Genomic DNA, 15717 nt, shown 5'->3' on the forward strand with positions numbered 1-15717 from the left:
CTGTCCAGCGCCGTTCGACCTCAAAGTGTTTGCGTTCGGGCGCATGGGAACTCGGAAACGAGAGGGATCTAGGGTTAGCAATAGCGCAATGAGTCGTCTCGCCCGTGAGTTTTGGGTTGGTGGTGGAGACCCGTAACAGCACGGCATCACGGTCTGATGAACAACGAAACCAGCGAGCGTCCCAGGGAGGTCGCGGCCTTATCGGACGAAAGTGCCCCATTCGCCCTACCGGTCGGCGCTCTGTATAGTCCGTCACCGATTGCCCATGACGCCTCATCCGCTCGGCCTTGCACGTTCGAAGATCGTGCTCATCACTCACGAATTCTTCCCCTACCGAGGAGGCATCGCCACCTGGGTACAAGAGTTCGCGTCTGCAGCAAAAGCTGAGGGATGGCCGATTGAGGTCTGGTGTCCAGCTGCACCGGAACTTCACCCCGAAAAGTACCCCTTCCCTGTGGTGCCCATGCCGGTGCCAGGGGGACAGGGCTGGAAAAGTCGCATCGCTTTGTCGAAGTTTCTTCGTCAGAGGGTAGCAACGTGGCGCGAAGCCCATCTCCTTCTTCCCGATCCCGGCCCGATTCGTACCTTCATGGACGCGAAGCTATTCGGCCTCGACATGCCCGCCTCGATACGCGTGGTCTTGCACGGCACGGAGATCATCCGCCTTGCCCGCTGGCCGTGGCGAAAGAAGAAGTTTTGGTCACTGTTGCGAAAGGCTGAGCGCGTGGCCGTCGTGTCCCGGCATAACCGGAAGCTCACACTCGATCGCTTCCCAGATTTGCCTGAAAAGGTGAAGGTAGCGCACGCAGCCCCGCGCTCGGACTTAGCGGTCCCCAGGGGCCCCGTGGAGCGGCCTTGGCGGGACAAAACCGTGATTCTCACGGTGGCTCGCATCAGTCCTCGTAAGGGGCAGTTGGCCATGATCGAGGCCATCGGTCGACTGCCGTCAGACATGCGCAACAAGATCATTTATCGGCTCGCAGGGCAGACGAATAGCCCGAGTTATCGAGACAAGGTGGAGAGCGTTGCGAGACGACTGGGCGTAACGCTCGAGATCCTGGGCAAAGTGCCCGACGAACGACTCCCGGAACAGTACCAAGACGCCGACATCTTCGCGCTGACCTCGCGTGAATACTGGGGGAGCATCGAAGGGTTCGGTTTGGTGTACCTGGAAGCGGGGCTTTTTGGCTTGCCGGTGATTGCTCATCGCACGGGCGGCGTGGAAGACGCCGTGCTCGACGAACAAACTGGTTTTCTCATGGATCCGGACGATCGCACGCGGCTGGCGGAGGCGATTTCACGCCTCGTAAGAGAACCGGCCCTAAGGGCCCGTATGGGGGCCCGCGGGGTGACGTGGGCCCGGTCATTTTCCTGGGCCCAAACTGTGAGAGACGTCCTGGAAGATTGATGCCTCGGGGCAACCCCTCCCCGTCACGCTCCCACGATCAGCACCACGCGCCATTCGCTGTCTTCGATGCCGTAGCCGTAATCCACGCCCACCAGGGGGACGGCCACGGAGCGCAGGAAGAAGCGAAGACCACCGCCCACGCCGTTGTGGATGTCGCGGCCGGGGCTAAAGCCCGTCTTGACGTAGTCGCCCGGGAGGAAGCGCCTGCCATCCAGGCGCTGGTTGTCGAGCTTGCGCCACCAGAGCGCTTGCATGTCGTAGAAGACCAACGCGCGGAAGTCGAGTTGCGAGATGGTGAAGAGCGGAAAATGAAATTCGCTCGTGAAGCGGACCTGGGTGTCGCCGCGGAAGCGCATGAACTGGAAGCCGCGGAGGTTCTCGCCGCCGGCCCAGTTCTCGGCCCACAGCGGTAGCCGATCGCCCAGGTTGACGCCGGCTTCGTTCACCCAGTTGATGCGACGAAAAAAGCGGACCCCGTGGACGTACTCCGCGCCCGCCTTCCAGTAATCGATTTTTTTGTCCGAGCCCCACGTGGGATTCCCAAGACGCAGCCCAAGGCTGAGGGCGTTTCCCGTCATGATTGCGTGTTCCCGCGCCCGAAAATCGAACTTCAAGCCCACCAGGGCCTCGCCCACGGTCGCGTCTTGCGCGCCGGGTTCGCCAGGCTGTATCGGCGCGGGGATCCCCTGATTGGCGTCACCCTGGAACCAGTCGTACCCCCGATAATTCCAGTGGGCGAACTCCCAGCCCACCTCTGTGCGCACGCGCCGCCACCAAAACACACCGAAGCGGGTCGAGAGCCCGAACGATCGCAGCTTGTTCACCCGCAGCGGGTTGTCGCCGAAGACGTCCGTGTTCGCGAATTCTGGCAGCTGAAGGTCTCGAAACAGGCCCTGGGCCTCCCAGTACATCCAGGTGCCGAGCAGCGCCGGATCCCGGTAGGCGAGCACGGCCCCGCTGGTGACGTTCGAGATGCGGCCCCCGATGACGCCCTGTTTTCCCCGCCCCCAGAGGTTGCCGTGCACGAGGACGGCGCCGAACGATACGTTTCCGGCCGCGCGGGAGAACGTGGGCACCGGTGCCCACGGGAACTTTTCGCGCACCGTGACGACCACCCGGGCGCCGCTTTTGTGAGGTTCCCAGAAGACGTCGACGTCAGAGAAGAGGCCCGAATTGTTCAGTCTCTCGCGAATCAGCTCGAGGGTGTCGGTTTCGATCTCGTCGCCGATGTCCACGCCGACAATGGCCCGGATCGTGTCTTCGCTGGTGCGGTTGTTGTCGCGGATCTTCACATCCACGATCGTCTCGCCCAGGGCCAGCGCGCGTGTGGGGGACGCGCACACCAGCGCCGCCACGCAGCCGCCAAGGATTAAGCCACGATAAGACATTGGATTCATTCTATCCCAATCGCCCTGTTCTGTATTTGTGGTGCGGACCCTTGTGATCCTTACGCGCGCAACGCGGCCGCCACCGCGTCCACGAAGGCATCCACCTTGGCCGGGCGGGCGCCCAGCGAGGGAAAAACCGCGTGTATCGGCGCCGTGGCGCGGCAGTGTGCGTCCAGCACGACCCGCAGCTCCCCCGCATCCAGGTAGGGCCTCGCGATGAAATCCGGCAGCAGCGCGAGGCCCAGCCCCTCCACGGCCGCCTGGGCGAGCACGTCCCCGTGATTCGATCGAAAGCGACCCCTCACGCGCACGGCGAGCGGCTTTGCTCCGTGGAACGTCCAGGTGTCCAGGGCGCTCTGGTAGCTGTAGAGCAGACAATCGTGTGACGCCAGAACGGAAGGCTCGCGCGGTGTGCCGTGCGCTTTCAGGTAGGCGGGGGAAGCCACCACCAGAAAACGGCTCTCTCTCAGCTTGCGGGCGCCCAGGGCCGAGTCGCGCAGCGCGCCTACCCGAATCGCCAGGTCGTAGCGCTCGGCCACCACATCCACCATGCGATCCTCCAGCGAGAAGTCGACCTCGACCCGCGGGTGTGTCTTGACGAAGCTGGCCACCACGCGGGCCAGATAAGCCTGGCCGAGCGACACGGGGGCCGAGACCCGGAGGCGCCCCAGGAACTGACCGGCGAGAGCGCCCAGCTGACTTTCCGCGTCCTCGAGTTCGTCCAGAACGTGGCTACAGCGGGTCCGAAAGCTCTCCCCGGCCTCAGAGAGCCTCACGGAGCGTGTGGTGCGGTGAAAGAGGCGCACGCCCACCCGCCGTTCGAGCGCTCCCACCCGCTTGCTGACGGTTGCTTTGGTCAAGCGCAAATCCTGGGCGGCGACCGAGAAGCTCTGCCGCTCGGCGACGGCCAAAAAGGCTTCGAGCTCGTCGAGCCGCGGGCGGGTCGAGGCGGAGGCGGGCATGTCCTTATTGTTTCTCAAGTGGAAACAGTAAGTCAACTGCGTCGCTTATTGTCACTTGGTCCCAGGCGCATCAAACTCCCTTCATGACGAACCCAAAACGAAGGCAGCTCTTGGCCCTGGCGGGAGCGGTTCCCGTCGTGGGTGGCCTTGCGGGCCTTCCGCGGGGCGACGGTGAGAGGACACGCAGCATGTTGAACGTAAGGAAGTCGAACGAACGCGGCGGGGCGAACCATGGTTGGCTCGACAGCAAACACACCTTCTCCTTCGCCGACTACTACGACCCTGCGCACATGGGCTTTCGCGCGCTGCGGGTCATCAACGAGGATCGCGTCGAAGCCGGCGCGGGCTTTCCGACACACCCCCACCGAGACATGGAGATCGTGTCGTACGTGCTCGAGGGCGCGCTGGAACACAAGGACAGCCTCGGCACCGGCTCGGTGATTCGTCCAGGAGACGTTCAGCGCATGAGCGCAGGGACAGGTGTGACCCACAGTGAGTACAACCACTCGCCGCGGGAAGGTGTTCGCTTCCTCCAGATCTGGATCGTACCGCGCGCCCGTGGCTTACAGCCGGGGTACGAACAAAAGACCTTTGGCGAAGAGCGCCGCAATGCCTTGCGGTTGGTGGCCTCACCGGACGGTCAGCAGGGCTCCGTAACGGTGGCGCAAGACGTTCGCCTGTGGGCCACGGTGCTCGATGAGGGCAGGGAGGTCGTGCACGAGCCCGGCGCCTACGCACACGGTTGGATCCAAGTTGCCACCGGCTCGGTCGAGGTCAACGGGCACAGACTCGGGCAAGGCGACGGTGCGGCGGTCACGGGCGAGACGGCGCTACGGCTCCGGGCCCTCACGAACGCCGAGGTGCTGGTGTTCGATCTCGCGTGACCCGGCACCCAAGGACAACCCCAAAATCGGGCGCCACGAAGGGGGCGCCCGTCTGCCTAGATCCTGCGGGCCAGGTGCAGATCGAAGCGGTCCTCGGCATCCGTGAACGTGTGGACCCGGGTGAAGCCGGCGGCGGCGAGTAACGCGTCGACGTGAGCGCGGGTGTACTTCTTGCTGGACTCGGTGTGAATGCTCTCGCCTCGTGCGAAGGTGAAGCGCCCGAGTGGAGGGAACTCCACCGCTTGGTCTTCGGTGCTCACGAGGTGCATCTCGACCGAAGAGCTGGCTTCGTTCCAGCGCGCTTCGTGTCGCCACCGCTCTGCTACGAAGTTCGCGCGCAGCTCGCGGTTGAGGCGGGTGAGAAGGTTCAAGTTGAAGGCCGCGGTGACGCCTGCCTCGTCGTCGTAGGCGCGTAGCAACGTGGGTACGTCCTTCGCGCGGTCGGTGCCGAGCAACAAGCCCGCGCCCGGATGCAGCTCACGGGCCACCGCCCCGAGCAGTTCGATGGCCTCTTCGTCGGCGTAATTGCCCACGGAGCTGCCCACGAACAGCACCAAGCGCCTCGCACCCGCTTCACGTATGGCGGGAAGCGCAGCAAGGTGTGTGCCTGCGAAAGGGCGCACGGTCACGTCGGGCGCTTCGCGCCGCAGACGCGACACGGCGCCGTCGAGCGCGGCGGACGACACGTCGATCGGCAGGTAAAGGCAATGTCCCTGGCGTCTGACCACGGCGTCGAGCAGCAGCTGCGTCTTCGTGGCGGAACCTGCCCCGAGCTCGATGACCTTGAGGGGTTGCGTGGTCCCCTCGGCCGCCAACGCCACGATCTCGTCGGCATGCTGCTCCAGGATCGCGCGCTCGGCCCGGGTCAGGTAGTACTCGGGAAGCTCCGTGATGTCCTCGAAGAGCTCCGAGCCGCGGTCGTCGTAAAAAAGCCACGGTGGGAGCGCCCGTGGCCGTTTTGCCAATCCCACCTTCACGGCGTCCAGAAGTGCCGGATCGAATCGTAACGCCGTCACCACACCTTGCCCCCCCTGCACCACGCTCATGCCTCCACCCTACTTTCGTTTCCGGTTCTAAAGTGCACGTTGCAGTTGGATGCCCCTGACGCTCAGAGGTCGCGGGCCAAACGCAACCCCGTGAGCTGAAAGCGCGTCTGCGGGTGCCAAAAGTTTCTGTACGTGGGCCGGCTGTGTCCCGGCGGCGTGAAGGCGCTGCTACCGCGAAGCACACGCTGATTGACCATGAACTTGCCGTTGTATTCGCCGATCGCACCTTCGGCTGGCTTGTAACCCGGATAGGGTGCGTAATCCGAGCGTGTCCACTGCCAGGCGCGGCCAAAAAGGCCCGTCAATCCCTGATGTGTTTCGAGGGCCGGAGGCAGTGGCCGCCACCCCTCGGGGGTGTCTTCGTCGAACCCCGTCGCTTCGTCGGGCGCAAAGGCCTTGACGGCCACGCTTTCCCATTCCTGTTCGGTGGGCAGCCGGGCCCCGAGCCAGGTGGCAAGAGCGTCGGCTTCGTAGAACGACAGGTGCAAGATGGGCTCGTCCGGATGGGTGCGGCGTTCGCCTCCGAGGCCGTAGACGATGACGTCGTCGCCCTCTCGGCGCGTATACGCAGGGCTCTCGATGCCGTTGGCGCGCACCCAATCAAGTCCCTCCGCAAGCCACAACGAGGGCGTGGTATAGCCCCCGTCACGGGCAAACGCGGTCCACGCGCCCACGGTGACGAGCCGATCGGCGAGAGCAAACGGAGCGAGCCAGACTTTGTGGCGGGGTCCCTCGTTGTCGAAGGCGAAGGGGCCCGGGTTTGCCCCGATCTCCGCGAGGCCGCCGGGCTGTTCGTGCCAGAGGGTCGGGCCAAGGGGCGCCAGTCGTTCGTGCTGGGGACGCGCCGCCCAGGGCAAGTAGACGGGCGCGAGGGGGTTGCACGCAAACGCTGCGAGCACGTCCGTCACCATCAACTCTTGATGTTGCTCTTCGTGTGCCAGCCCCAGCTGCAACAACGAGGCGAGGCCGGTGTCGTCGCGGGCCTCGGGCTTTTCGAGCAACGAGAGGATCTTGTCATCGACCTGACGGCGCCACAGACCCACCTCGTTCACGGTCGGGCGTGAGAGCAGGCCCCGGTGGGGGCGGGCGTGGCGAGGTCCCATGGCTTCGTAGTACGAGTTGAAGAGCCGCCCAAAGCGTTCGTCGTAAGGGGCGAATCCTCTGGGCACCAGTACGAAGGTCTCGAAAAACCAGGTGGTGTGCGCGCGGTGCCACTTGACGGGGCTCGATTCCGGCATGGCCTGCAGCTGCTGGTCCTCGGCGGTCAAGGGGGCCGCCAGCGCCTCCGTACGATGCCGAACGGCACGGTAGCGGTCGCAAAGCTCGTCCGGGTCCAAAGCCGTGCCGCTCTTGCGCGCTTCCGAGGAGACCCACGCCGTCACGTGAGCCTCCTCATGCCTTGGGTTCGATGTGTCCGCGCGAAGGTGGAAGCCATCCTGCTGGGCTAAAATCGCCAGGTCGAAGCATGCGAAGCGGCCCCGGGGCTGTCAACGCCCGGTTGGAAAGCGCACGGGGCCGCTCGGGGCGGGTTCACAGGCAGGACGAGAACTGCCCTGGGGTTCCCAGCGTGAGGTCGAGCGTCGTGGGGCTCCCTCCTGCCACGTGCACGGTCAGCTTCATCTGGGTGCCGCCGCTGTTCACTTGGCCCGTGAAGCTTGCCTGGCGGGGCATGCTCGCGGTCTGGAGCGTGTAAAGGCCGGTCCACGCGAAACGCCCGTCCTTTTCGATCTCGAGGGGGGACGTGACCACCGCGAGGCCGCAATCGAACTTGAAGTCACCCCCGAGCTTCGGGTCGTTCACCGTGAGCGACACGTGGGGGCCGCCCCAGAGGCCTGGCGTCAACCAGAGGGTGGATTGACACGCTCCTTCTTGCGCCAGAGCGATTCCGGCGGCAAAGCGCATGCAGTCGTTCGCGTAGGTGCGTCCATCGCAACCGCAAACGGGAAGGAACTCCTTGGTGCAGCCGTTCGTCTGCTGCCGGCACGTCCCCGCCGTGCGCTCGAGGTTGCACTGGTTCGGCGCGGGATCGCAGACGAGCCCGGGTTTGCAGAGCGTGGCGACCACGCCGCCACAAGCTTCGCCCACGTTAGCCCCCCCGGGGCCGCAAGCTCCGGGGGTGGCCAGTGAAGTTCGGGCACGGCGGCGCTCGCAATCGTTTCCGTATGTCATGCCATCGCAGCCGCACACGGGAGCATCGACGGGCAGGCATGTCGAGGGGGCGCGGCGGCACCGGCCGTTGGCCTTGGGGCCTGGGCAAGTGGCGTTGGGAAACTCGCAAAAGAGGTTGTCGGCGCACACCTGGAAGACTCCCGACACGCTCCCGCAAATTTCGTTTTCGCCCACGAACGTGGGGAGGTCTGTCGCACACGCGCCGTCCGCCAGTTTCGATACACCCACGAGCCGTCGTTCGCAGTCGTTGGCGTAGGTGAACCCATCGCAGCCGCAGACGGGCGCAAAAACGCTGTCGCACTGTTTGGGCACGACGGTGCACTGGCCCTCGAGCCCAGGGTCGGGCTCGGGCGGGACGGGGAGGCTTCCGGGTGCACCGCCCGAGCTCAGGATGAAGGGCGACAGGGTGGCCCCGCACGTGCCCTCGGGCGCTTCACAAAAGGCATCGAAGCCGCAGGCGCTGCCGCCGGCGCCTCCGGTTTGCAAGGCGCAGCGGCTCCCGCCGGCACCTCCGGAGATCGGAAACTCACCCCCGAAGCCGCCAAAAGCCCCAAAGCCGCCGAACCCGCCAAAGCCTCCCTCTCCTCCCATGCCTCCGGTGACGGGAAAGCCCGCGTCGCTGGTAGGCCCGAAGTCCGGGCCGTCCTGGTTGGTGTCGTCGAAGGATGCGCCGTTTCCCCCGCAGCTCACCGCGTAGGCCATGAAGGCAGAGAAGCAAAGCAAACGCCGGTCCCGTCTGTGATTCATTTTCGTACAACCTCTCGGGCTCCTGCAGCAAAACACGTTCCCGTCCCGTGGCGAAGAGGAAACCGAGCGCAGCCCGGCGAATGCTGGCGTATTCGCCCTGGCACGGCGCCTCGCTGAAAGTTTTTCGAGAGGGTGCTGACCTGTGCGCCCCGCTTCGGGCGGCTTCGGGAGTTAACGAGTGGCATCACAGCGAAGCTGTGGCAACATGCGGCCGACGTGACGTCGTTCGCCCGGAAGCCTCGCGCCCGAGGGGGCCGCTCGTCCTACGCGCCTTTGCAGCGCGGATGGTTGGCCGTCTTTGCCTTGGCAACTTTCGTCGCGGGCCATCTGGTGCTGCCTGCACTGCATGTCTACGACCACGGAAACGATCACGTCCACACGCCCGGCGGCGTGATCTACGTGGACGGGCGGCGCTCCGAGGAGCCGCGTTCCCTCGACGAGGTGCTGCAGGCCGTGACGGCCGCGGCTTTCGGCACGCGCTCTCCAAGCAAGGCCAGGGTGGCAAGCCCTGGGGGCGGCAGTCAGGGCCACCGGCACATCGAGCCGGGGGAGAGGCCGCACGGCTCTGGCACGGACGAGCGTCCTGCCGGCGGGCCGATCCCTCATGGCGCGGGGAGCAGCCTCCATTTTGGCCTCGCCTTCGTGGTGGGCCCCGTCCTGGTCGTGGTCTTCCTGTTCGTGCGGGCCCTCGCGGGGTCCGCCTCGTGGACGCCCAGGCCCCTCGAGGCGCTCTGTGCGGCCGCCCGGCCCCGGATCCGGGGGCCGCCCGCCGGGGCGTTCCCGAGCTCGGTTTAGGGTACCGAACGCCGTCCGAGGGTGCGCCCGCGCGCTGCCGGGCTCGAGCCTTGCGCACGCGCGAGGGGCGGGTGTTCGGCAGACGCGCTTCGTACGCCTCTTCCGTGGTTTCGGCGGTCGGGGAAGGTCCTCGTTTCGTCTCGGTCCACGCCGCTCGTCGCGGGGAGGGCTGGGGGTTTGCGCGTGTTCATGGTGTCTTTCGTCCCACAACTTTCGTTTCTGTGTCTCGCGGGCCAAGCGGTTGCGCCTGCGCCCGCGGGCACGGACGCGCCGCCACGGCGGTGGCTGCAGCCTTCCTATGACGTCACCGTGCGCGCGCCTCCGCCTCCGCGCAGCGCTTCGGAGTCCGTGCGCGATCGCGCGGCCTTGACGACGGCGCCCCACAGGACGGCCGACGACCTCATGCGGGTGGTTCCGGGGCTCTTCATCACCCAACATGGCGGCGAGGGTAAGGCGTTCCAGTTGTTCTACCGTGGCTTCGACGCCGTCCACGGACAGGACGTGGAGATCTGGGCGGGTGGTGTGCCCGTGAACGATGTCTCGAACATTCACGGACAGGGCTATGCCGATCTGCACTTCCTCCCTGCGGAGGTGGTGGAGGACGTGCGATCCCAGGGGGGGCCCTTCGATCCGCGGCAAGGCGACTTCGCCGTGGCGGGCTCGCTGCGCTTTTCCCTGGGGCTTGCAGATCCGGGGCTCACCACCAAGGTGAGCGCGGGGGCCTTCGACACGCAGAGGCTCTTTGTCGGCTACCGACCTTCGGCTCACGACGGCCGCAGCTTTGGCGCCTTCGAGGCGTTTCGCACGGGCGGGTTCGGGCCCTCGCGGTCGGCCACGCGGGCCTCGGCCATGGGCCAGCAGATCGTCGCTGTGGCCAGCAACACCGAGCTGCGTCTGTGGGTCTCTGCCTATGCGGGCCGCTTCGACACGGCGGGGGTGCTTTCACTTTCGGATCTGCGCGCACGCCGCGTGGAGCGCTTCGCGACCTACGACGACCAGCAAGGAGGGGCCTCTACCCGCATGCAGGCGCTTGCCGAGCTGGCGTACGACGTCCCCGGCGCTCGCGGACACCTGGCGTTCTACGCGATCGACCGTGGCTTTCGCTTGCGGCAGAACTTCACGGGTTTTCTCACGAGTGCCCAAGGCGACGCGCAGGCTCAAACCGAGGACGCCCTCACCTTCGGCGCGCACGGCGCCTACAGGAAACGACAGCCGCTGCTGTCGCCTCTCGACACCGTGGAAGCGGGCTTTTTCGTTCGCACCGATGGCATCGAGCAGCTGCAGCAACGCGTAGCTTCGCTTTCGGGGCAGGTCACGGCGACGGACGTGGACGCGCGTGTGCAGGCCACCGACGTGGCCGGTTACCTCGATGTGGTGCTGCATCCCTTGCGCCCGTTGACCTTGCGGGCAGGGCTGCGCGCGGACGGCCTGGCGTTCTCGGCGCGCGAGCGCGGCGAAACCCCCGCGCGGCAGACCCAGGGTTTGTTCATCGGCCCCCGCGCCACGCTCGATCTCGCGCTTGGGGGGGGCGTTCATGGGCTCGTCAGCTACGGCGAAGGCTTCCGGTCACCCCAGGCGCGCAGCCTCGCTCAGGGCCAAAGTGTGCCGTTCACCGAAGTGCAAGCGGTCGAAGCGGGGCTGCGCGCCGCAGGCATCTGGGGAAGTGCTTCGGCCGCGGTCTTTGGGACCCGGCTCTCGGAAGACCTCGTGTTCGATCAAACGACGGCGCGCAACGAACGTGTCCCGGGCACTGAACGTGTGGGGGCAACGGTGGATCTCACGTTGCGCCGGGGCGCCTGGTTGCTCTCGAATCTGGGGGCCACGTACACCCGGGCGCGTTTTCGGCAAGGCGATGGACGCTTCGAGGCCGGCAGCCTGCTTCCGTACGTGCCGCAGCTCGTGGCGCGGTGGGACCTGCGTTTCGTGCACACCTTCGCGCCGGCGCCCGGGCGTACCTTGCACGCCGAGCTCGGCTCGGGATGGTCGCTGTTGGCACGAAGACCTTTGCCCTTCGGCGAGGTGGGCCACGACGTGTTCTTGGTGGATCTTCTGGCCCGCCTGCGGTGGAACCGCATCGCGCTCGGGATCGAGCTGCGCAACCTGCTCGACCGCGCCTGGTTCGACGGTGAGTTCGTCTACGCGGCCCGCTGGAACGCCACCGGGGCCGCCACGCTCGTACCCGAGCGCTTCGTCACCGTGGGGGCGCCCCGGTCTTTGATGGCGGAGCTGTCTTTGTTTCTTTGATGCAGGAGTGACTCGATGAAAACGAAAACGCAGGAACCCGTGAGGGGAACCGCCCTCGCACTCACCTTCATCGCCAGCCTGGCTGCCCTCGGCTGCGGAAGCAACGACACGTCGGGCAAGCGCTTGACGCATGCGGTGCGGTTCGAGACTGCGCCCGAGGCGCTCGTTCCCTTCGTCACGCCCCTCGGTTGGGAGGTGTCGCTCGAGCAGGCCCTCATGGCCACGGGGCCTCTTTATTTGTTCTCGGGCCCCCCGGCGTTCGCGGGCACGAGCCGGCAGCCGAGTCCAGGGCCTCGGCCTTGGCCCGCGCGCTTCTTGATCAAGCCCGCGTTTGCGCATCCTGGGCATGAGGTACGGGGCGAGGCGCGGGGCCAGCTGCTCGACCCGTTCAGTGTCGATCTTCTCGCGGGCCCGACGATGTACCCGCCGCTCGCCGCCGTCACGGGGGCGGTGGCCTCGGCCACGTTCTCCTTCTCTTCTCCCACCGCGGGCCCTGCGGCTCCGGCGCTCAGGGGCGCGACCGTGGCCGTCCGAGGAAGGGCCCGGCGGGGTGAGCGCCAGGTGGTTTTTACGGTGGCCGTGCCCCTGGCCGAGATCGAGGCCCGCGCGGCGCAAGCCCTCGTGCAAGGCTGCACCTTCGACGCCACGCAGGTCCAAGACCCGGGCACGGTGGTGGTGACGATTCGTCCGCAAGCCTGGTTCAACCTGGTCGACTTCAGCGACGTGCCCGACGGATCTCCCGAAGCGCCGTCTGCGCTCGTGCCGGAGAGCACCGCCCGTTTGGGCTTCACCCTGGGCCTCGTTCAGGTGGGGGCCTATCACTTCTCCTTCGTTCCGCCCCTTCAACCCATCACGCGTCCTTGAGAGGAAAGAGGAATCATCATGAAGAGCCGACGTTTTGTCGTATGTGCCCTATGGGGCTTCGTGGCTGCCTGCGGAGGCAGCGCAGATGGCCGCGTCACCTTCACGACCTGGGGAGAGTCCTTCATCGAAGAGCAGATCCCTTCTGACCCCACGGGCGAGGCCGGCTTCGTCGATGGCTGGCAGGTGACGTTCGATAAGTTTCTGGTCGTGTTTGCCGGCATCGAGCTCGCTGACCAGGCGGGCCGCGTGGCGGGCACGATGGGGGCCTCCCTGCTGGTGGATCACGTTCAACCCGGTCGAAAAACGCTGGTGACGTTCTCGGACGTCGAAGCCCGGGCGTGGGATCGGGTGAGCTACCGGATTGCCCCTCCCCATGCGACAACCACCGGGGTACTGACAGATGCGGCCGATCTCGCCTTCATGTCGACGAACGGCTATGCGTTGTTCGTAGAGGGACGTGCCACGAAGGCCGGCGCGGCGGGGCCGATCGAAAAGTCGTTTCGCTGGGGATTCTCGGGCGCCACGCTCTATAGCCGCTGCACGCAAGTTCCCGAGGTGGGACTACCCCTCGAAGGGGTCGTGGTGCGCGCGGGCGCAGACGAATCCGTGGAGCTCACCATCCATGGCGACCATTTCTTCTACGACCGCCTCCGTGCTGCACCCGAAGGAAGCGCCCCCACGGGACTTCGCTTCGAGGCGATGGCGGCCGCCGATGTGAACGCCGATGGCGAGGTGACCCTCGAGGAGTTGAACGCCACGCCGCTCGACGTACGTGTTTACGACCCTTCGGGATTCCCGGTGACGCATCTTGGACCCTTCGTGACCTCGCTCGCGCGGACTGTGGGCCACTTTCAAGGGGAGGGAGAATGTGTGGCCGGCGCAGCGCCTTGACTGCCTGCCCGTTCCCTTGCACGCCTTACACCATGCGGTAGTTTCCTCGGCATGCAAACGCGTGCGTGGACGTTCGGGTTCGGGTTGTTCGTGGCAGGTCTTGGCAGTGGGGGGCTCGTGCTGTGCGGGGGGTGTCGCAAAGAACCCGCCGCCGCTCCCCCGGTCGCAGAACCAGTAGCCCCGCCCGCGGAGCCTGCGCCTCCTCTGCCGCCCCCCGCGCCCGAACCGCCCAAGACGATTCGTGTGGCTGACGTGGGCTTCGAGACGCCCGAGTCCGTGCTCTACGACGAGCGCTTCGACCATTACCTCGTCAGCAACATCGTGGGGGACCCGCTCGGCAAAGACGGTGCGGCCTTCATTTCGTTGGTGACGCCGGAGGGCGCCGTCAAGGAGCTGAAGTGGATAGCGGGGGGGGCCGAGGGGATCACGTTGAACGCGCCGAAAGGCATGGGCCTCACCGAAGATACGCTGTACGTGGCCGACATCGACGTGGTTCGGATGTTCGATCGCGCCACCGGGCAGGCCAAAGGCCAGGTGAAGATCAAGGGCGCGACCTTCCTGAACGATGTAGTGGTACACGAGGGCGTGGTCTACGTATCGGACAGCGGCATGAAAGCTGGCTTCAAGCCCTCGGGCTCGGACGCCGTTTGGGCGATCACGGGCACAACCGCGAAGGTGGTCCGAAAAAACAAGAGCCTCAAGGGACCGAACGGGCTCGCGTTCCACGAAGGAAAACTGTGGGTGGCCACCTTTGGCGCGGCCGAGCTCATCCCCCTCGTCGACGGCAAGCCCGGTACGGCCGTGAGCCTTCCCAGCGGGCAACTCGACGGGCTTTTCGTTGGCCGCGACGGTACGTTTTTCGTGTCGAGCTGGGCGGCTTCGGCCGTCTACCGCGGCAAGCCGGGTGAGGCCTTCGAGGTGGCGGTTTCGGACGTGGCGTCTCCCGCGGACATCGGGTACGACGGGAAACGAAACAGGCTGCTCATTCCCCTCTTCCAAAAGAACGCCGTCGAGCTGCACGCCCTCGCGCCGGAGGCACCCTGAGCGCCTCGTAGCGCATCCAGACGCTCTCTAGACGGGGGCCCGCCAATCCAGCTCGGGCCCGAGGGGCACGATGCCAGTGGGGTTGATGGTTTTGTGGCTACCGAAATAATGCTGCTTGATGTGGTCGAAGTGAACGGTAGCTGCAATGCCCGGCAGCTGATACAGGCGCCGGGCCAAACGCCACAAGTTCGGAAGATCGGCGATGCGTCTCACGTTGCATTTGAAGTGCGAGTGATACACCGCATCGAAGCGAACCAGCGTCGTGAACAGGCGTATGTCAGCTTCGGTCAACGTGTCGCCGACCAAGTAAGATACGCCCTCGAGACGCCGCTCGAGCATGTCGAGCGTGTCGAAGAGGGGAGTCATGGCTTCTTCGTACGCTTCCTGTGTGGTGGCGAAGCCTGCGCGGTAAACGCCGTTGTTGACGTGCTCGTAGACGAGAGCGTTCACGCCATCAATCTCTTCGCGTAGGGACACGGGGTACAGGTCCAGGGTGCTGCCCACGAGGGCGGCGAAGGGCCCATTGAGGAAACGGAGGATTTGCGCCGACTCGTTGTTGACGATCGTACGGGTTTTATCGTCCCACAGCACCGGGACCGTGACGCGGCCGGTATAGTGCGGATCGGAGTCGGTATACACTTGGTGCAGGAACTCTCGGCCGCCGAGGTGATCGGGGTTCTGCGCGCTGAACGTCCAGCCGTGCGCCAACATGAGCGGTTCCACCACGGAAACCCCGATCACATCGGAAAGACCGAGGAGCGCCCGTGCGATGAGTGTCCGGTGTGCCCAGGGGCATGCGTACGACACGTAAAGGTGGTAACGCCCCGCCTCCGCTGGGTATTGCGCCCCAGGATCCGTGCTGATCTGCGCCCGAAACGTGGTGTCGCTACGCACGAAGCGTCCTTTGCTGGCCTTGGTGTCGTACCAAACGTCCTTCCACACACCGTCGACGAGTTTGCCCATGGAGGCAGGTTAGCAAAGGCACTCCTCGCTCCCGGCGGGGGTGGGGCGGCAATCCGGTTGCAACCGCCACGCGGCTTCGCTTGCAAGCTCCATCGGGCACGAGCCACGGGCGACGCGAAAATTTGTCGCTAGACAGAGCCATCCTCATTGGGTTAGAGATTTTTGTGCCGCGTTCGCCTGAACTCATAGGTGCAATACCTGGATTGTCCTGGTGAGGCGCGTGCTTACGAAGACTTTCCCGTGTCCCTCAACTCGGGTCTGGTCAGCGTCTGATTGAACCCACCGGGCCCTGTTGGGTCTGGTCAAGCTGCT

At 65.6% G+C, this 15717-nt stretch carries 13 protein-coding genes; 7 read left to right on the top strand and 6 right to left on the bottom strand.

The window, feature by feature from the left end; translation table 11 throughout:
• Window positions 1–265: 265 nt before the first annotated feature.
• On the top strand, window positions 266–1408 hold the full coding sequence (locus KA712_04865) for a glycosyltransferase family 4 protein (protein ID MCG5052272.1): 1143 nt from the start codon (window positions 266–268) through the stop codon (window positions 1406–1408).
• Between the two features lie 23 nt (window positions 1409–1431).
• On the opposite strand, the gene KA712_04870 is transcribed toward KA712_04865, so the two are convergent.
• On the bottom strand, window positions 1432–2796 hold the full coding sequence (locus tag KA712_04870; protein MCG5052273.1) for a hypothetical protein: 1365 nt from the start codon (window positions 2794–2796) through the stop codon (window positions 1432–1434).
• Between the two features lie 59 nt (window positions 2797–2855).
• Window positions 2856–3758 carry a LysR family transcriptional regulator gene (locus KA712_04875; GenBank protein ID MCG5052274.1) on the bottom strand — a complete coding sequence of 301 codons (903 nt, stop codon included), beginning with the start codon at window positions 3756–3758 and terminating at the stop codon, window positions 2856–2858.
• A 188-nt stretch (window positions 3759–3946) separates the two neighbouring features.
• Between KA712_04875 and KA712_04880 the strand changes: the two genes are divergently transcribed.
• Window positions 3947–4642: a pirin family protein gene (locus KA712_04880; GenBank protein ID MCG5052275.1), complete on the top strand. Its 696-nt coding sequence runs from the start codon at window positions 3947–3949 to the stop codon at window positions 4640–4642.
• A 56-nt stretch (window positions 4643–4698) separates the two neighbouring features.
• On the opposite strand, the gene egtD is transcribed toward KA712_04880, so the two are convergent.
• The 3 genes from egtD to KA712_04895 all read right to left on the bottom strand — a co-directional run bounded on the left by egtD (window position 4699) and on the right by KA712_04895 (window position 8604).
• Window positions 4699–5688 carry an L-histidine N(alpha)-methyltransferase gene (gene egtD / locus KA712_04885; GenBank protein MCG5052276.1) on the bottom strand — a complete coding sequence of 330 codons (990 nt, stop codon included), beginning with the start codon at window positions 5686–5688 and terminating at the stop codon, window positions 4699–4701.
• A 62-nt stretch (window positions 5689–5750) separates the two neighbouring features.
• Window positions 5751–7025: an ergothioneine biosynthesis protein EgtB gene (gene egtB, locus KA712_04890; GenBank protein MCG5052277.1), complete on the bottom strand. Its 1275-nt coding sequence runs from the start codon at window positions 7023–7025 to the stop codon at window positions 5751–5753.
• Window positions 7026–7218: 193 nt separating this feature from the next.
• Complete coding sequence (locus KA712_04895) at window positions 7219–8604, bottom strand: hypothetical protein (protein ID MCG5052278.1); 1386 nt, start codon at window positions 8602–8604, stop codon at window positions 7219–7221.
• Between the two features lie 216 nt (window positions 8605–8820).
• Here KA712_04895 and KA712_04900 point away from each other — a divergent pair, with 216 nt between their 5' ends.
• The 5 genes from KA712_04900 (at window position 8821) to KA712_04920 (ending at window position 14442) form a co-directional block, all read left to right on the top strand.
• The gene (locus KA712_04900) at window positions 8821–9399 is read left to right on the top strand and encodes a hypothetical protein (GenBank protein MCG5052279.1); all 579 of its coding nucleotides are present in this window, start codon (window positions 8821–8823) and stop codon (window positions 9397–9399) included.
• A 189-nt stretch (window positions 9400–9588) separates the two neighbouring features.
• Window positions 9589–11643, top strand: coding sequence for a TonB-dependent receptor (locus KA712_04905; protein MCG5052280.1), 2055 nt, complete (start codon window positions 9589–9591; stop codon window positions 11641–11643).
• Between the two features lie 15 nt (window positions 11644–11658).
• Entirely contained in the window at window positions 11659–12507 is an 849-nt protein-coding gene (locus tag KA712_04910; protein MCG5052281.1) for a hypothetical protein, read from the top strand.
• Between the two features lie 18 nt (window positions 12508–12525).
• The gene (locus KA712_04915) at window positions 12526–13398 is read left to right on the top strand and encodes a hypothetical protein (GenBank protein MCG5052282.1); all 873 of its coding nucleotides are present in this window, start codon (window positions 12526–12528) and stop codon (window positions 13396–13398) included.
• A 51-nt stretch (window positions 13399–13449) separates the two neighbouring features.
• A complete protein-coding gene (locus KA712_04920; GenBank protein ID MCG5052283.1) occupies window positions 13450–14442 on the top strand; it encodes a hypothetical protein in 993 nt (330 codons plus the stop codon).
• Between the two features lie 27 nt (window positions 14443–14469).
• Here the strand turns inward: KA712_04920 and KA712_04925 are convergent, their stop codons facing one another.
• On the bottom strand, window positions 14470–15405 hold the full coding sequence (locus tag KA712_04925; GenBank protein MCG5052284.1) for a glutathione S-transferase family protein: 936 nt from the start codon (window positions 15403–15405) through the stop codon (window positions 14470–14472).
• Window positions 15406–15717 lie beyond the last annotated feature (312 nt).

The sequence above is a fragment of the Myxococcales bacterium genome (genome assembly GCA_022184915.1).
In the GTDB taxonomy this organism is placed as follows: domain Bacteria; phylum Myxococcota_A; class Polyangia; order Fen-1088; family Fen-1088; genus JAGTJU01.

Excerpts from the sequence above, each read along its gene's own strand:
- KA712_04880 (MCG5052275.1), top strand. The coding sequence starts at position 3,947 with ATGTTGAACGTAAGGAAGTCGAACGAACGCGGCGGGGCGAACCATGGT.
- egtD (MCG5052276.1), bottom strand. The coding sequence starts at position 5,688 with ATGAGCGTGGTGCAGGGGGGGCAAGGTGTGGTGACGGCGTTACGATTC.
- KA712_04925 (MCG5052284.1), bottom strand. The coding sequence starts at position 15,405 with ATGGGCAAACTCGTCGACGGTGTGTGGAAGGACGTTTGGTACGACACC.
- KA712_04920 (MCG5052283.1), top strand. The coding sequence starts at position 13,450 with ATGCAAACGCGTGCGTGGACGTTCGGGTTCGGGTTGTTCGTGGCAGGT.
- KA712_04905 (MCG5052280.1), top strand. The coding sequence starts at position 9,589 with ATGGTGTCTTTCGTCCCACAACTTTCGTTTCTGTGTCTCGCGGGCCAA.
- KA712_04875 (MCG5052274.1), bottom strand. The coding sequence starts at position 3,758 with ATGCCCGCCTCCGCCTCGACCCGCCCGCGGCTCGACGAGCTCGAAGCC.
- KA712_04895 (MCG5052278.1), bottom strand. The coding sequence starts at position 8,604 with ATGAATCACAGACGGGACCGGCGTTTGCTTTGCTTCTCTGCCTTCATG.
- KA712_04915 (MCG5052282.1), top strand. The coding sequence starts at position 12,526 with ATGAAGAGCCGACGTTTTGTCGTATGTGCCCTATGGGGCTTCGTGGCT.
- KA712_04870 (MCG5052273.1), bottom strand. The coding sequence starts at position 2,796 with ATGTCTTATCGTGGCTTAATCCTTGGCGGCTGCGTGGCGGCGCTGGTG.
- KA712_04910 (MCG5052281.1), top strand. The coding sequence starts at position 11,659 with ATGAAAACGAAAACGCAGGAACCCGTGAGGGGAACCGCCCTCGCACTC.
- KA712_04865 (MCG5052272.1), top strand. The coding sequence starts at position 266 with ATGACGCCTCATCCGCTCGGCCTTGCACGTTCGAAGATCGTGCTCATC.